Below are 13,980 nucleotides of genomic sequence, written 5' to 3'. Positions count from 1 at the left end.
CGAGGAGCCCCCACGTGACCGCTGACGCCGCGTCCCGCGCAGCCGAGATCCTTTCCCGCCCCGTTTCCCTGAACGGACTGACCGTCCCGAACCGGATAGCGATGGCGCCGATGACCCGGCAGTTCTCGCCGGGCGGCGTACCGGGGGAGGACGTGGTCGGTTACTACTCCCGCCGCGCCGCCGCGGGCGTGGGCCTCATCGTGACCGAGGGCACGTACGTCGGCCACGACTCGGCCGGACAGAGCGACCGGGTGCCGCGTTTCCACGGTGAGGACCAGCTGGCCGGATGGGCGAAGGTCGCCGACGCCGTCCACGCGGCGGGCGGCACGATCGTGCCCCAGCTGTGGCACATCGGCATGGTGCGCAGCGCGGGCGAGCCGCCGTTCGCGGACGCCCCGCCGGTCGGCCCCTCCGGCATCGGTTCCGAGGGCGCCGAGGTCACCGGCAGGGCGATGACCCAGCAGGACCTCGACGACGTCATCGAGGCGTTCGCGAAGGCCGCGGCGGACGCGGAGCGCATCGGCTTCGACGGTGTCGAACTGCACGGCGCCCACGGCTACTTGATCGACCAGTTCCTGTGGTCCGGCACCAACCGGCGCGAGGACGCGTACGGCGGCGACCCGGTGGCCCGTACGAAGTTCGCGGCGGAGATCGTCGCGGCGGTACGCGACTCCGTCTCGCCGGAGTTCCCCGTTCTCTTCCGCTACTCGCAGTGGAAGCAGCAGGCCTACGAGGCCCGCCTCGCCGAGACCCCGGAAGAGCTGGAGGCGATCCTCGCCCCGCTGGCGGCGGCCGGAGTGGACGCCTTCCACGCCTCCACGCGCCGCTACTGGCTGCCCGAGTTCGACGGTTCCGACCTGAACCTCGCCGGCTGGACGAAGAAGCTGACGGGCAAGCCCTCCATCACCGTCGGCTCGGTCGGCCTGGACGGCGACTTCATCAAGGCCTTCATGGGCGAAGGCTCCTCGGTCCGGGGCATCGACGACCTCCTCGACCGCCTGGAGCGCGACGAGTTCGACCTCGTCGCCATCGGCCGCGCGCTGCTTCAGGACCCCGAGTGGGCGGCCAAGGTCCTCGCGGGCCGCTTCGACGAGCTGGCCCCGTACGACGCGGCGGCACTGCGCTCGCTGAGCTGACCCGAGCTTGCCTGTGGGGCGGCGCCGCTGTGACGCGGGCGCCGCCCCTTCTTTGTGCGCCGCGCCGGTCAGCCGGTGGTGCGGAGATGGCCGACGAAGGCGGTCCAGGCGGCGGCCCCGAAGGTGATCGAGGGACCGAGGTTCTTGGAGTCCCGGACGGGGACGAGGGTGGGGTGGCCGGGGGCGACCTCCAGGCAGTCGCCGCCGCTTGCTCCGCTGTGCGTTGACTTGCGCCAGCGTGCGACCTCCAGGCAGTTGCCGCCGTCCCCGCCGCTGTAGCTGGACTTGTACCAAGCTGCGGCGCTCAGATCGTGCTCATGGGCCTTGTTCTCCATGCTCGCAATCCTCCGCCACGGATTCGATCAGAGCCAGGGAATCGTGCGGGGAAAGCGCCGACGCCTGGAGGAGGTTGAACGTGAGGACGTGGCGGGTGACAGTTGCCGGGTCGTCCAGCAGCTTCCCCATGCTCGGCGCATCCACGAAGGACAGCGGGGGCGCGTCATCGAACTCCATGAGCTTTAGAGATCCGTGCATCGACGCGTGAGCCCCCGTGTCGAACGGCAGCACCTGCACGATGATTCGGTGTGCCTTGGCCAGCCCCGTCACGTGTCGGAGAGCTTCCGCCATTACCGAACCGCTCCCGACCTGTCGCCGTAGCACGGCCTCGTCCACAACCACCCACAACAACGGCGTTGTTGGATCGTCGATGAGCTGCGCACGCTCCAAGCGTGCGGCCACGAGTGCGGCGATCTCAGCATCGGGCGCTGTCGGCGTGTACGCGCGAAAGACTGCTTCCGCATACCTCTCGGTTTGCAACAGTCCCGGGATCAGCAGCGTCGAGTACTCCCTGATCGCCGTAGCGACCGCCTCCGCCTCCGCCGCCTCTGCGAAGTGGTCCGGGTACTTCGACCTGGCCAGGGCCTTGCAGTTGCGCTCGAAGAACCCGTTGGTCCCCAGGATCTCGTCTATCTGGACGGCGTATTCGAGGTGCAGGCGGCGGGTCCCGGACTCCAGTTGGCCGATGAACGAACCGCTGACGAAGAGCGGTTCGCCCAACTCGGCCTGGCTGAGGCGGGCGTTCTCGCGGGCGTGCCGCAGCTCCGCACCGATCATGGCGCGCGGCGAGGAGGACGGATCGAGGTCCTTCGGTCCGGGCATGGCAACTCCCTGTCACACAGGTCGGGTTGTTGGAGCGCCGTCTCTGGCCAGGTTAGAGGGGTGATGGCCACGCTGAGTGGTGAAAGCGAACACTCAGCGTGGAGGGATCGGAGCGATGGAGATGACGCCGGGCAACCGGGTACGGCCGACGGAGGAGATCGTGGAGGAGCTGCGGGCGGCACTGACCGGGGTCGGTGTGGTGCTGCCGTCCCTGCGGGTCGATCCGGTGACCGGCGCGAGCGAAGAGCCGTTCGCCCTGGTCGCGCTCGGCCGCTGCAACGTGGGCACCGCGCGGCGGCTGACCGAGGTGCTGCGCCGACGCGATGTGCGGGACGGCGGTGGCGACGCGTGAGCGAGGAGTACGCGATCGACGTGCGGGACGGCCGGCTCGGCCAGGTGATGGGGCACGAGGGCGGCTACGTACAACTGCGGCCGCCAGGCGGCGGACGCGAGTGGGACTGTCCTCCCGAGGCCCTGGCGGAGGCACCGCCGGGGGAGGTGCTGCGGGCGCGGGTGCGGCGGCTCAACGCGGAGGGGCGCCTGCCGTGACCCTGGCCGGGGAGGGCGCCCCGCTCCGGGGTCCCTCCCCGGCCCGTCTAGAGATTCCCCATCGGTTCGATGTCGACCTTGACGGGTGTGCCCCAGATGCGGAGCACCTCGTAGTCGGTGAACTCGTGGACGAGGCGGTAGGCCATACCGGGGCGTGGTGTCCTGCGCTCGGCGGCGAGGTAGCGCTCGGCTTCGTGGCGGTCGCGCCGGGGGGTGCCGCAGAGGTGCCACTCCTGGCCGGTCCAGACTTCCGGGAGCCAGCGCTGCTGCGGCTGGGGACGGTCGCCGCGGACGCCGTAGCGGGACATCGCCCGGTCGGGGAGCTCGTCCGGGGCGGGCGCCCGGCCGTGCGTGTACGCGTCGTTGACCTCGGTGCGGCGGGCGGTGCGGCGGCGGGTCTCGCAGAGCAGGCAGCGGTCCGGGGCGCTCTCGTCCACCGGGCCGTTCGGATGCTCGGAGCAGCGGGTGGTCGGCGCCGCCGTCGTCACCGTCTCGTCGAGCAGGTCCAGGGCCCGCTTCAGGTCCGCCTTGACCTCGTGCAGCTTGGCGTCGGGGGTGTCGGCGTTCAGAGCGTCGCCGTGCTCCCCGAGCAGCCGCAGGGCGCGGCCGAGGGCGGTCAGCTGTGCGTGGTTCATGGCACCAGCCTCGCACGCGCCGCCGACAGTGCGGCTACACGGCGGCCCGTTCCGCCGGACGGGCCGGTGACCGGCTGTCGAGGCCGAAGAAATAGGTGGCCGTGAATCCGACGACGTACCCCGTGAGCAGGCCGCCCGCGTAGATCGCCGCGGTGAGGGCGAGGCCCCGGTTGCCGGACAGCAGCGGGAACAGGGCCCAGCCGGAGGGGCCGATGGCCGTCGAGCCCACCTGGTCGCCCAGCATCGAGAAGAAGCCGATGAAGGCGCCGCCCGCCGCTCCGCCCGCGCACGCCGTGAGGAAGGGGCGGCCGAGCGGGAGGGAGACGCCGTAGATCAGGGGTTCGCCGACGCCGAGGAGGCCGGCCGGGAGCGCCGACCTGATCGTCGTACGCAGTGAGGTGTCGTGGCGCAGCCGGACGTACACCGCCAGGGCGGCGCCGACCTGGCCCGCGCCCGCCATGGCGAGGACGGGCAGCAGGACGGTGTAGCCCTGCTGCTCGATGAGCGTGGTGTGGATGGGGATGAGGGCCTGGTGCAGGCCCAGCATCACCAGGGGCAGGAACAGCGCGCCCAGGACGAGCCCGGCGAAGGCACCCGTGGTGGAGAGCAGCCGGTCGGCGGCCGTGCCGATGGCGGAGGACAGTTCACCGGCCACGTACATCAGGGCGTACAGCGTCACCAGGCCGGTCAGCAGCACAGTGAGGGTCGGGGTGAGCAGGACGTCCAGGGTCGGCGGGACCCAGCGGCGGCACCACCTTTCCACGTACGTCCCGAGGAGGGCCGCGGCCAGGGCCCCGAGGACGCCGCCCTGGCCCGGGGCGAGGGTCACGCCGAGGACCGTCACCTTGGCGACCCCCGCGTACACGACGACCGACGCCACCGCGCCGCCCAGGATCGGCGTGCCGCCGAACTCCTTGGCCGTGTTGTAGCCGACGAAGACGGCGATCAGCGCCATGAACCCGGCGGCGATCGCGGTCAGCGCGGGGGTGAGGCCCGTCAGCAGGCCGAGGTTGATCAGCAGGCCGTTGAGGCCCGCGATCACCCCGCAGCCGATCAGGGCGGGGATCAGCGGCACGAAGATGTCCGCGATCCGCCGCAGGAGCAGTTTGAGGGGGGTGGCGTTGCGCCGGCTCCGGTCGGCCTTCAGCTCGGCGCCGCGCAGGGCGAGCCGGTCGGCCGTGGTCGTCAGCAGCGCCTCGAACTCCGGCGTGACGCGGGCGACCGTGCCGGGGCCGAGCACGATCTGGTAGGCGCCGCCGTCCGCGACCAGGCCGAGGACGGCGGGCAGGGCCCGCAGGCCCTCCTCGTCCACCAGGCTCCGGTCCCGCAGACCCAGCCGGAGCCGGGTCATGCAGTGGGCGACGGTCAGGACGTTCGCGGGGCCGCCCACGAGGGGGAGGATCGCCGCTGCTGTGAGGGAGTCCGGTGTGCGCACTCCCCGAGCGTGCTGGTCAGCGGGCCGCCGCCGCCAGCGCGGCGCGCAGATGGCCCTCGGACTCCTCCAGAAGGCGGGCGGCCGTCGGGCCGTCCACATCGCCGAGGATCGTCAGGATGGCGTTCTTCACCTCGCCGTCCGTGGCGGCCAGCGCGCGCTCGATCTCCTCGTCGGAGGCGCCGGTGGCGAGCGCGACGATCCGGCGGGAGCGGGCCCGCAGCTTCTCGTTCGAGGCGCGTACGTCGACCATCAGGTTCCCGTACGTCTTGCCGAGGCGGATCATCGTGATCGTCGAGAGCATGTTCAGGACGAGCTTCTGCGCCGTGCCGGACTTCAGGCGGGTGGAGCCGGTGAGCAGTTCGGGGCCGACCACGACCTCGATGCCGTGGTCGGCGGCGGACGCGAGCGGGCTGTGCGCGTTGCAGGACAGGCCGATCGTCAGCGCGCCGCGCTCCCGGGCGTGCTCGACCGCGCCGACGGCGTACGGGGTGCGGCCCGAGGCGGAGACGCCGACCACCGTGTCGTCGGCCGTCAGCGCGAGCGCGTCCAGGTCGGCCGCCGCCAGCTCCCGGGAGTCCTCGGCGCCCTCGATCGAGGTGACCATGGCGGTCGGGCCGCCCGCGATCACCCCCACGACCTGGGAGGGGTCGGTGTTGAAGGTGGGCGGGCATTCGGAGGCGTCCAGGACGCCGAGGCGGCCCGCGGTGCCCGCGCCCGCGTAGATGAGGCGCCCGCCGCGGGACATGCGCTCCGCGATGTCGTCGATCGCGGCGGCGATGAGCGGGAGCTGCGCGGCGACGGCCGTCGGCACCGTCGCGTCCTCCCCGTTCATGAGCTTCGCGATCTCCAGCGTGGGCAACCGGTCGATCCCGGACAGTTCAGGGCGGAAGGCCTCGGTGGTCAGCGTCTCCAACTCTGCTCGAAGATCGCCGTAGTTGGACATGGAGGTCATGACGGAGCGGCTCTTTCCGGTGAGGTGTTACCGCGCCCCGGGGGCGGGGCGCGGGCCGGGACGACGTGCGGCACCGCCGCGCGGGCGCGACCAGCCACCCGCGGACCGCGGTCTCCCCGCTGAATCAAGTCCCCTGGTCTGTCGTGTGCCTCGGCTATCGGCCGCTGCGAGGGGAGTGGCGGTGCGCCAGGGCCTCGTACGAGGCGGACAGCGCCGGTGCCGCCGTCTCGTAGGTGCGCTGGGCGACCCCCACGAACAGACAGTCCACCACCAGCAGCTGACTGGTGCGCGACGACATGGCCGCCGGGCGCAGCTCGCTCTCGCGGGCGGTCGAGGTGGTGAGGATGTGGTCGGCGTACTGCGCGACCGGTCCGCCGGGTCGGCCGGTGATCGCCACCGTCGTCGCCCCGTGCTCGAAGGCGACCCGCAAGGGTTCGATGACGTCGCCGGTCGAGCCGGAGTGCGTGATGGCTATCGCCACGTCCTTGGCGCGCAGCTGCACCGCGTTGGTCACCGCGAGGTGCGGGTCGCTGTGCGCGTGGGCTATGAGCCCGATCCGCATGAGCTTCTGCAGGAGGTCCTGGGCGACCAGACCGGACGCGCCGACGCCGTAGATGTCGATGCGGCGGGCGGTCGCTATGGCGGAGACGGCGGCGCCGAGCTGGACCGTGTCGAGTGCGGCGGCGGTGTCGGCGAGGGTCTGCTGCTCGTCGTACGCGAGCTTCGCCACGACGTCGGCGATGGGGTCGTCGACCGCGATGTCGGCGGTGACGGCGGGGGCCCGCCCCGACTGCTGCTGGGCGGCGAGCCCGGCGAGCGCGAGGCGCAGGTCGCGGTATCCGGGATAGCCGAGGAGCCGGGCCGTCCGCACGACCGTGGCCTCGCTGGTGCCGGTGAGTTCGGCGAGGCCGGTGACCGTGAGGGCCGCGCAGCCGGCCGGGTCGCCGGCGACGGCCTCGGCGACCCGCTGCATGGAGCGCGTCATCGAGGGAGCGAGGGTCCGCACCTTGGCCGCGAGGGCGGCGGGGGCGGGGGGCGCCTCGCCCGCGAAAATTTCCTTCACGTCATGGGTCACATACTGAAAGATATTTTCCTTTGGGGCATACGGTCAAGGGTGCGCACAATGGGGACATGGACCCCACCGGCAACCCCCTCAGCCCCCTGGAGCAGGCGTTGCACGCGGCGCGTGCCCGTGTGCTCGCCGACCTGATCGCGGGCCAGGTGGCCGAGGCGGATGTCGTCTCCCTCGTCGAGGACTCGGTGGTGCAGCGCCGCTGGTGGGTCGAGCAGTGGCCGGAGGGCGTCGGATTCGTCGCCGGGCTCGTCGCCCAGGACGTACAGGACGCGCTGATGGAGCGCCACGGGCGGTGGCCGCTCTGTCCGGTGTGCGGCAGCGGCGACCCGCACGCCCTCGACGTCGAGCCCGAGTTGGGCCCCGACCCGCACTGGGTCTGCCACCAGGCGGGAGTGAAGGTCGCCTCGGTGGGCTCCCTGAGCGCGGCGACCGGCGGAAACCCGCCCTCGTGACCGTCTACATCGATCCCCCCGCCTGGCCGGGGCACGGCCGTGTGTGGTCGCACCTGATCAGCGATGTCTCCTACGACGAACTGCACGCGTTCGCCGAGGAGCTGGGCGCACCCCCGCGTGCCTTCGAGCGCGACCACTACGACATCCCCTCGCACCGCTACACCGACGCGGTCGCCGCGGGGGCGGTGGAGGTCAGCAGCCGCGAGGTCGTACGGCTGCTGCACGGGGCGGGGCTGCGCCGTCGCAAGCGCGCGGGCTGACCACGCGCGCTCAGCCCGCACGGGGTGCTCAGCTCTCGCGGGGTGCTCAACTCTCACGGGCGTACAGCCGCAACGACCTCTCCAGGCCGTGCAGTTCGTGGGCGACCTGCTCCAGGTCCGCGCTCACGCGGGTGAAACCGGACCGGGCGATCACGCGCTGGGACGGGGCGTTGTCCCGGTCGATGGCGGCGAACAGGAGCTTGACGTCGTCGCGGGCGAGGGCACGATCGGAGAGGGCGCGCAGGGCCTCGGTCGCGTAGCCGTGGCCGCGGGCGTTCTCCGCGAGGTCGTAGCCGACCTCGGCGCGACCCTCCTCGTCGGGCACGCCGTGGAAGCCCATCCCGCCGACCGCCCGCCCGTCCCCGCGCCGTACGAGGACGAACATGCCCCACTCCGGCCGGTGCACGCCCTGCTCGTACGCGCTGACGATCATTCCGGCGGCGTCCCGTGTGCCCTCGAACGGGCCGCCCTCGATCCACTCGAAGCCGCCGGTGCCGCCCGCCCGCAGATCGGCGGCGGCGGCCGGGGTGACCCCCTGGAGCGTGAGCCGCTCGGTGTCGATCACCAGGTTGTTGCTCCAGCGCCACTCGGTGAGCGGGGCGCGGCCGGGCAGTTCACCGCGCCCGGTGGCCCACAGGAGCGTGCTCCACGGGGCGTCGGGCTCGGGCCGGACGTGGGGGAAGATCCGGGTCAGGACCCAGGTGCACAGCTCGGCCGGCGGCCGGTACGGCAGGCCGAGTCCCTCGGCGATGTCGTGGGTGTGCAACAGGACCTCCGCGACCCCCATCGCGGCGAAGCCCTCGCGGTTCGCGCTGCGGAACGGGTACGGGTGGAAGGCGCGCACCTCGCGCGGCGTCGTCCGGACGGCGGCGGCGAGCAGCCCGCCGGTCGCCTCGATCACGTCGACGACCCCCGCGTTGCCGGTGCCTTCGTCCAGCGCGATCTCGAACGGGACGTACGCCGTGCCGGCGCGTCCGGCCAACTGCCCCGCGTACGCGATGAGATCACCGGCGATGTGCTCGGCGGTCCGCCGGCAGTTCCACTCCAGCCGTCCCGCCCGGACACCGTCCCAGTCCCGGCCGGCCGCCGGCCGGAGCAGCGCGGCACAGTCCGCCACGGCCTCTTCCACCTGGTCCCCACCCATGTCTCCCATGCGGCCGAGAATAGGACGGATCACGCTTGGGAACGTACGGGATTGTTCGCCGCGCCCGCCTTGCTCACGACCCGCGAGCCCGGCGTACGCCGGTGCAGTCGCAGCGAGACGACGGCCAGGCCGATGGCCGCGGCCGTCAGCACCGCGCCCGCCCAGGCGGTGGCCGTGTAGCCGAGCCCCGCGTCGATGACGGCGCCGCCGAGCCAGGGACCGGCGGTGTTGCCCAGGTTGAAGGCGGCGGTGGTGGTGGCTCCGGCCAGCGTGGGGGCGGCCGCGGCGACGTTGAACATCCGGGCGTTCAGGGCCGGGGCGGTGCAGAAGCAGGCGACCCCGAGCAGGAAGGAGAGCAGGACGGCCGCGACGGCGTACCGCCCGAGGAAGGCGAACGCGACGAGGATGACGGTGTCCGCCGCCATGCCGGTGATCAGCACCCCGAAGAGGTGAGCGTCGGCGAACCGCCCGCCGATGGCCGTCCCGATGAGCGCGCCCGCGCCGAACAGCGCCAGCACGGTCGGGACCCAGCCGTCGTCGAGGTGGGCGACATCGGTGAGCAGCGGGGCGAGATAGCTGAACGCGCAGAAGACGCCGCCCGCGGCGAGCGCGATCGTGCCGATGGACAGCCAGACCTGCCGGTCACGGTAGATGAGCAGTTCCCTGCCGAGCCGCGGCCGCTCGTCCGGGGGCGGGATGGGCGGGACGAGGGTCACGATGCCGACGAGCGCGACCGCGGACGCCGCCCCGACGGCCCAGAACGCGGACCGCCAGCCGAGCCCTTCGCCGAGGAAGGCACCGGCGGGCACGCCCAGCACGTTCGCGATCGACAGGCCGCCGATCATCACGGCCAGCGCCCGGGCCCGCGAGGTCACCGGCACCATCGCGATGGCCACGGCAGCTCCGACCGCCCAGAAGCCCGCGCAGGCGAAGGCGCTGACGACACGTGACGCGAAGAGCACGGCGTACCCGGGCGCGAGGGCTCCGGCCACCTGGCCGAGCCCGAAGACCGCGATCAGGGCGACGAGGGTGGTCCGCCTCGGCAGGCGGAGCGTCGCCACGGCGAGCAGCGGCGCACCGACGACCATGCCGATCGCGAACGCCGAGATCAGCAGGCCCGCCCGCGGGATCGTCACGCCCATGTCGTCGGCGATGGGCGGCAGCAGCCCGGACAGCATGAACTCGCTGGTGCCGAGGGCGAAGACGGAGAGGGCGAGGATGTAGACGGACAGGGGCATCCGGGGTCGGTCGTCGGCGGAGGCGGTCGCGGGTATGTCCGGCCTCAGGGGTCCGGGACTCGGGGCCATGTCTCCTTCGTACGTGTTCCGGGGCCCGCCGTCGAACCCGATTTCCCGTGCGCCCCCGGGCCGACGCTCGTCGGCGGCGGTCATGCTTGTGTCAGAGCCGCGAGCTCGTCCCCCATGTTCCGGCGGGCCGGTCCTGCCCATACGCGTTCCCCGTACGGCGTCCTGAACAGCCTCGGCAGGTCGAGGAGCTGGCGCAGTACGGCCGCCCGGCCCGCGCGGAAGGCTTCGTCGGGGACGAAGGCGTACTCCTCGCGGACGGCGGCGGTGTAGGCGGCGTACCCGGCCGGGGGCGACGCCAGGATCGCCAGGTCGGCGTCGCACAGGACGGCGCCGTTCGTGTCGTCGTCGGCGGGGTCGTGGGAGACGGTGAGCCGGACGAGCCGGGCGACCTCGGCCGTGCGGGCCGCGCCGACGCCCAGCTCGGCCAGGGCGCGTTCGGCGAGACGGGCGGAGCGCTCCTCGTTCTCCGAACGGTCCGGGAGGTACACGGCGTCGTGGAACCAGGCCGCCAGGCGCACGGCGGCCGGGTCCTCGGCACGCTCCCCGTGCGCCTCCAGCACGTCGACGCGGTCGAGGACCGCGAGGAGGTGATCGGTGGTGTGGTACCGGCGCCGGGGCTCGGCCCAGCGGTCCAGGAGGTTCACCGCGTACGGGAGCGGCGGGGGGCCGGACCCGTCCTCGCCGCCACGGGCGGCCCGGACGGTGTCCGCCCAGCGCTTCGCCAGGTCCTCATGGGCCGGGTGGCGGTTGCTCTCTGCTGCCATGCCGCCATTGTCCTCGCCGCGCGGCCGACCTCTTCATACGGTGGGGTCATGATTCCTGGAGACGCACACGATGTACGGGACCCGGAACTGCCCGGTCTGCTCCTGCGCACCGAGCGCGACGCGCTGATCCCGCTGCTGCGCGCCAGACCGGAGGACGACTTCGCTCGTCCGACGGCCGGGTGTCCGGCGTGGACGGTGCGGGAGCTACTGGCGCACTGCTCGGCCGTGCTGATGCGGGTCGTCGAGAGCCGTTTCGAACCCGGGGTGTTCAGCCCCGAGGCCAACGACCGCGACATCGCCGAGCGCGGCGACTGGCCGACGGCGCGGGTCATCGACGAGCTGGAGCGCGGGATGACCGAGGCGGGGCCGGCGATCGCCCGGGCCGGCGGTGTCCTCGACGCTGTCGCGCTCGGCGAGTGGGTCCATGCCGGGGATGTGCGCGAGGCGTTCGGGGAAGCGGGCGCCTACGAGGGCGCGGGACTTGCGCACGCCCTCACGCTCCTGGTCCGCGTCAGCCGCGAACGCGGCCATGTGCCGCTGCACGCGGACCTCGACGACCTGGACGACCCCCTGCGCCTGGGCGGTGTCCCCGGCGACCGGCCGCCGGCCCGCTACATCGGCGGCGCCGCGACCCTCGTACGGCTCTACTCGGGACGGCAGGTCGCGGGCGCGACGGAGTACGAGCTGGTGGGCGCGGAAGAGGAAGAGCTGAATCTGTTCGGATGAACGGCGGGGGTGGGGGAGGGGCCGCGGGGGAAAACCCTCGACGGTCCCTCCACCCGTCGTGATCTTCTCGCGCCGCCGCTCCCGCGCGCGTACTCTTGGATTGGACTAGACCTGTAGCCGCCCAAGGGAAGAGGTCCGATGAGCGAGCGGAAGAGCGCAGTCCTGGAGGTGATCGCCCTCGGCGTGGAGGACGCGGTCGCCGCCCAGGCCGGCGGTGCGGACCGGCTGGAGCTGGTCACCGACATGGCCGCCGACGGGCTGACCCCGTCGGCGGAGACCTTCGCCGGGATCCGCGCCTCCGTCGACATCGCGCTGCGCGTGATGCTGCGCCTCTCGGACGGCTTCGCGGCGGGAGGCGCGGAGGGCGTCGACGCGCTCGTGCGGACCGCGGGCGAGATGCGGGCCGCGGGCGCGGACGAGTTCGTGCTCGGCTTCCTCGGCGAGGACGGAAGCCCCGACCTGGCCGTCGTGGAGCGGATCGTCGCCGAACTCGGCGGCTGCCGCTGGACGTTCCACCGCGCGATCGACCGTGCCGCCGACCGTGACGCCCTGCGCAAGCAACTCGCGGACCTGCCGGGCCTCGACGCCTATCTGACCGCCGGGTCGCCGGCGGGCGTCGACGACGGGCTCTCCACCCTCGTGACCGAGGCCGCCCGCCGCGGCGAACCGGGATACGAGCCGAGGATCATGGTCGGCGGCGGCCTGCGCCTCGACCATGTGCCGCGGCTGCGCGCCGCGGGTCTCGACGCCTTCCACATCGGCGGTGCCGCGCGTCCGGAAGGCTGGACGGGGCCGGTCTCGGCGGAGGTGGTACGGGAGTGGCGGGCCGCCCTCGACGCGTAGGGGGTGTCGTCCGGCCGGTCGTCCCGTCGGCCGGTCGTCCGGCCGTCCGGCCCGGAGGGAGCGGTCCGGCAGGTCACGGATCCATCTCCGCCAGGTAGTTGTTGTGCTGTGAGAGTCACGTGGCGATCGCCGCCCGCCCTCGTGCGTGCATATTGGGGATGCCCCGATCGGCCGGGGCATGACAATCACACAGACGTGCGGGCCGGTACGAGAGGCGCCGCAGTACAGCAGCATCAGGGGGACAAGGCTCCATGCCATCCATACGCAGCCGCACGCTCGCGACCGCCGCGGCCGTGATCGCGGCGGTCATGATCACCAGCACGGCCTGTGACAGCGAGAAGGACGACGAAGGGGCCGCCGCCCGGCCCTCGTCGTCCGCCCAGCCCGACAAGGGTGTCGACACCGGTCAGGACGACGACGGCTCCACCACGGTCGGCGGCTACAAGCTGCCCGCCGGCATTCCCACCGACCTCAGCGGCGATGCCCTGGACAAGTGGAAGAACGGGGGGTGGAAGGACTACGGCGACTGGGCGTCCAAGGCGGAGGACTTCGCCAACCCGTACATCAAGGACTTCTGGTCGCCGGAGAAGATGGCCGCGGCGAAGGCCCGGATCCCGGTCGCCCAGGCGGGCAGCACCAGTTCCGGCTCGGGCAGCGGCGCCACCTCCTACCTGCCCGACGGCACGGTGAAGAAGCAGGTCGCCGCCAAGGTCAAGGCGACCTACCACCACTACGCGCCGCCCGTCGGCAAGCTGTTCTTCTCCTCGCCCGAGGGCAACATGGTCTGCTCGGCCGCCGTGGTCACCGACCCGGCGCACCCCGGCAAGTCCAACCTCGTGTGGACCGCGGGCCACTGCGTGCACGCCGGCAAGGGCGGCGGCTGGTACCGCAACATCGCCTTCGTCCCCTCGTACAACAACGGCGGGAAGCTGAGCAACCGTCAGATCACCGACCCGCGCGCCAAGGCCGTCTCCCCGTACGGCATCTGGTGGGCCAACTGGGCCACCACCTCCGGCCAGTGGATCAAGGGCGGATCGCACCAGGGCAACGCGGCCTCCGGCTACGACTACGCCGTGCTCCACGTCAAGCCCGAGCGCGGAAGCAAGTCCCTCCAGGAACAGCTCGGTTCGGCCCTGCCGGTGTGGTTCGGTGCCCCGGCCGCCAACAAGGTCAAGACCATGAAGGTCCGCGGCTACCCCGCCGAATCGCCCTACGACGGTTCGAAGATGTACGACTGCCACGGCGCCAGCAAGCGCTTCGTGCTCGCGAAGAACGTCCCCGCCCAGTTCATGATCGGCTGCACCATGAACGGCGGTGCCTCGGGCGGCCCCTGGTTCATGAGCCACAGCGGCCGGACCTATCTGGTCTCCAACAACTCCCTGAGCGACCGCAAGACGTTCATCACCGGGCCGCGGCTCGGGAGCAACGCCAAGCAGGTCTATCGCCCGGCCTCCCGCGGACTCCTGGACGGTGCCTGGTGGCCCCGCTCGCGGGATCTGCTGAGCGAACTGCCCGCGTTGACCAGGGCGCTGGACCCCCTGTGG

At 72.5% G+C, this 13,980-nt stretch carries 17 protein-coding genes; 8 read left to right on the top strand and 9 right to left on the bottom strand.

Annotation, left to right across the window (positions count from 1 at the left end):
- Positions 1-14: 14 nt before the first annotated feature.
- The gene (locus tag ACWD68_RS12895; protein ID WP_451806467.1) at positions 15-1,136 is read left to right on the top strand and encodes an NADH:flavin oxidoreductase; all 1,122 of its coding nucleotides are present in this window, start codon (positions 15-17) and stop codon (positions 1,134-1,136) included.
- Between the two features lie 68 nt (positions 1,137-1,204).
- Here ACWD68_RS12895 and ACWD68_RS12890 read toward each other — a convergent pair whose 3' ends face one another.
- Both ACWD68_RS12890 and ACWD68_RS12885 read right to left on the bottom strand, forming a co-directional pair.
- Entirely contained in the window at positions 1,205-1,471 is a 267-nt protein-coding gene (locus ACWD68_RS12890; RefSeq protein ID WP_451806466.1) for a DUF397 domain-containing protein, read from the bottom strand.
- Positions 1,452-2,294, bottom strand: coding sequence for a helix-turn-helix domain-containing protein (locus ACWD68_RS12885; protein ID WP_451806465.1), 843 nt, complete (start codon positions 2,292-2,294; stop codon positions 1,452-1,454). Before ACWD68_RS12885 ends, ACWD68_RS12890 begins: the two co-directional genes overlap by 20 nt.
- Positions 2,295-2,409: 115 nt before the next feature.
- Between ACWD68_RS12885 and ACWD68_RS12880 the strand changes: the two genes are divergently transcribed.
- Both ACWD68_RS12880 and ACWD68_RS12875 read left to right on the top strand, forming a co-directional pair.
- Positions 2,410-2,646 (top strand): hypothetical protein, encoded by a 237-nt coding sequence (locus ACWD68_RS12880; protein ID WP_451806464.1) that lies wholly within the window; start codon positions 2,410-2,412, stop codon positions 2,644-2,646.
- A complete protein-coding gene (locus tag ACWD68_RS12875; RefSeq protein WP_451806605.1) occupies positions 2,643-2,843 on the top strand; it encodes a hypothetical protein in 201 nt (66 codons plus the stop codon). Before ACWD68_RS12880 ends, ACWD68_RS12875 begins: the two co-directional genes overlap by 4 nt.
- 47 nt (positions 2,844-2,890) lie before the next feature.
- On the opposite strand, the gene ACWD68_RS12870 is transcribed toward ACWD68_RS12875, so the two are convergent.
- The 4 genes from ACWD68_RS12870 to ACWD68_RS12855 all read right to left on the bottom strand — a co-directional run bounded on the left by ACWD68_RS12870 (position 2,891) and on the right by ACWD68_RS12855 (position 6,940).
- Positions 2,891-3,478, bottom strand: coding sequence for a hypothetical protein (locus tag ACWD68_RS12870; RefSeq protein WP_451806463.1), 588 nt, complete (start codon positions 3,476-3,478; stop codon positions 2,891-2,893).
- 34 nt (positions 3,479-3,512) lie between these two features.
- Positions 3,513-4,913: a PTS transporter subunit EIIC gene (locus ACWD68_RS12865; RefSeq protein ID WP_451806462.1), complete on the bottom strand. Its 1,401-nt coding sequence runs from the start codon at positions 4,911-4,913 to the stop codon at positions 3,513-3,515.
- A 16-nt stretch (positions 4,914-4,929) separates the two neighbouring features.
- Positions 4,930-5,865 carry an N-acetylmuramic acid 6-phosphate etherase gene (gene murQ / locus ACWD68_RS12860; RefSeq protein WP_451806461.1) on the bottom strand — a complete coding sequence of 312 codons (936 nt, stop codon included), beginning with the start codon at positions 5,863-5,865 and terminating at the stop codon, positions 4,930-4,932.
- A 154-nt stretch (positions 5,866-6,019) separates the two neighbouring features.
- Entirely contained in the window at positions 6,020-6,940 is a 921-nt protein-coding gene (locus tag ACWD68_RS12855) for a MurR/RpiR family transcriptional regulator (protein ID WP_356758313.1), read from the bottom strand.
- 56 nt (positions 6,941-6,996) lie between these two features.
- Here ACWD68_RS12855 and ACWD68_RS12850 point away from each other — a divergent pair, with 56 nt between their 5' ends.
- Positions 6,997-7,392, top strand: coding sequence for a hypothetical protein (locus ACWD68_RS12850; RefSeq protein ID WP_451806460.1), 396 nt, complete (start codon positions 6,997-6,999; stop codon positions 7,390-7,392).
- Positions 7,389-7,652 (top strand): DUF4031 domain-containing protein, encoded by a 264-nt coding sequence (locus ACWD68_RS12845; RefSeq protein WP_451806459.1) that lies wholly within the window; start codon positions 7,389-7,391, stop codon positions 7,650-7,652. The genes ACWD68_RS12850 and ACWD68_RS12845 overlap by 4 nt, the downstream gene beginning before the upstream one ends.
- A 46-nt stretch (positions 7,653-7,698) precedes the next feature.
- Here the strand turns inward: ACWD68_RS12845 and ACWD68_RS12840 are convergent, their stop codons facing one another.
- The 3 genes from ACWD68_RS12840 to ACWD68_RS12830 all read right to left on the bottom strand — a co-directional run bounded on the left by ACWD68_RS12840 (position 7,699) and on the right by ACWD68_RS12830 (position 10,867).
- Positions 7,699-8,781: a GNAT family N-acetyltransferase gene (locus ACWD68_RS12840; protein WP_451806601.1), complete on the bottom strand. Its 1,083-nt coding sequence runs from the start codon at positions 8,779-8,781 to the stop codon at positions 7,699-7,701.
- A 44-nt stretch (positions 8,782-8,825) separates the two neighbouring features.
- Positions 8,826-10,034 (bottom strand): Cmx/CmrA family chloramphenicol efflux MFS transporter, encoded by a 1,209-nt coding sequence (locus tag ACWD68_RS12835; RefSeq protein WP_451806600.1) that lies wholly within the window; start codon positions 10,032-10,034, stop codon positions 8,826-8,828.
- A gap of 149 nt (positions 10,035-10,183) precedes the next feature.
- Positions 10,184-10,867, bottom strand: coding sequence for an HD domain-containing protein (locus ACWD68_RS12830; RefSeq protein ID WP_451806458.1), 684 nt, complete (start codon positions 10,865-10,867; stop codon positions 10,184-10,186).
- Positions 10,868-10,915: 48 nt separating this feature from the next.
- On the opposite strand from ACWD68_RS12830, the gene ACWD68_RS12825 reads away from it, so the two are divergent.
- The 3 genes from ACWD68_RS12825 to ACWD68_RS12815 all read left to right on the top strand — a co-directional run.
- A complete protein-coding gene (locus tag ACWD68_RS12825; protein WP_451806457.1) occupies positions 10,916-11,593 on the top strand; it encodes a maleylpyruvate isomerase family mycothiol-dependent enzyme in 678 nt (225 codons plus the stop codon).
- Between the two features lie 138 nt (positions 11,594-11,731).
- Positions 11,732-12,436, top strand: coding sequence for a copper homeostasis protein CutC (locus ACWD68_RS12820; protein ID WP_451806456.1), 705 nt, complete (start codon positions 11,732-11,734; stop codon positions 12,434-12,436).
- Between the two features lie 251 nt (positions 12,437-12,687).
- Positions 12,688-13,980, top strand: a 1,293-nt coding sequence (locus tag ACWD68_RS12815) for a DUF5994 family protein (protein WP_451806455.1), incomplete at its 3' end; no start/stop codon positions are given.

It is taken from the genome of Streptomyces sp. NPDC005141 (assembly GCF_053599975.1).
Note: the sequence above shows the minus strand (reverse complement) of the source record. Positions and strands in the feature narration are given on the sequence as shown.

What these genes read in the sequence shown, in the direction of transcription:
- ACWD68_RS12890 (WP_451806466.1), bottom strand. Translation starts at nt 1,471, where the DNA reads ATGGAGAACAAGGCCCATGAGCACGATCTGAGCGCCGCAGCTTGGTAC.
- ACWD68_RS12885 (WP_451806465.1), bottom strand. Translation starts at nt 2,294, where the DNA reads ATGCCCGGACCGAAGGACCTCGATCCGTCCTCCTCGCCGCGCGCCATG.
- ACWD68_RS12880 (WP_451806464.1), top strand. Translation starts at nt 2,410, where the DNA reads ATGGAGATGACGCCGGGCAACCGGGTACGGCCGACGGAGGAGATCGTG.
- ACWD68_RS12870 (WP_451806463.1), bottom strand. Translation starts at nt 3,478, where the DNA reads ATGAACCACGCACAGCTGACCGCCCTCGGCCGCGCCCTGCGGCTGCTC.
- murQ (WP_451806461.1), bottom strand. Translation starts at nt 5,865, where the DNA reads ATGACCTCCATGTCCAACTACGGCGATCTTCGAGCAGAGTTGGAGACG.
- ACWD68_RS12850 (WP_451806460.1), top strand. Translation starts at nt 6,997, where the DNA reads ATGGACCCCACCGGCAACCCCCTCAGCCCCCTGGAGCAGGCGTTGCAC.
- ACWD68_RS12835 (WP_451806600.1), bottom strand. Translation starts at nt 10,034, where the DNA reads ATGCCCCTGTCCGTCTACATCCTCGCCCTCTCCGTCTTCGCCCTCGGC.
- ACWD68_RS12830 (WP_451806458.1), bottom strand. Translation starts at nt 10,867, where the DNA reads ATGGCAGCAGAGAGCAACCGCCACCCGGCCCATGAGGACCTGGCGAAG.
- ACWD68_RS12825 (WP_451806457.1), top strand. Translation starts at nt 10,916, where the DNA reads ATGATTCCTGGAGACGCACACGATGTACGGGACCCGGAACTGCCCGGT.
- ACWD68_RS12820 (WP_451806456.1), top strand. Translation starts at nt 11,732, where the DNA reads ATGAGCGAGCGGAAGAGCGCAGTCCTGGAGGTGATCGCCCTCGGCGTG.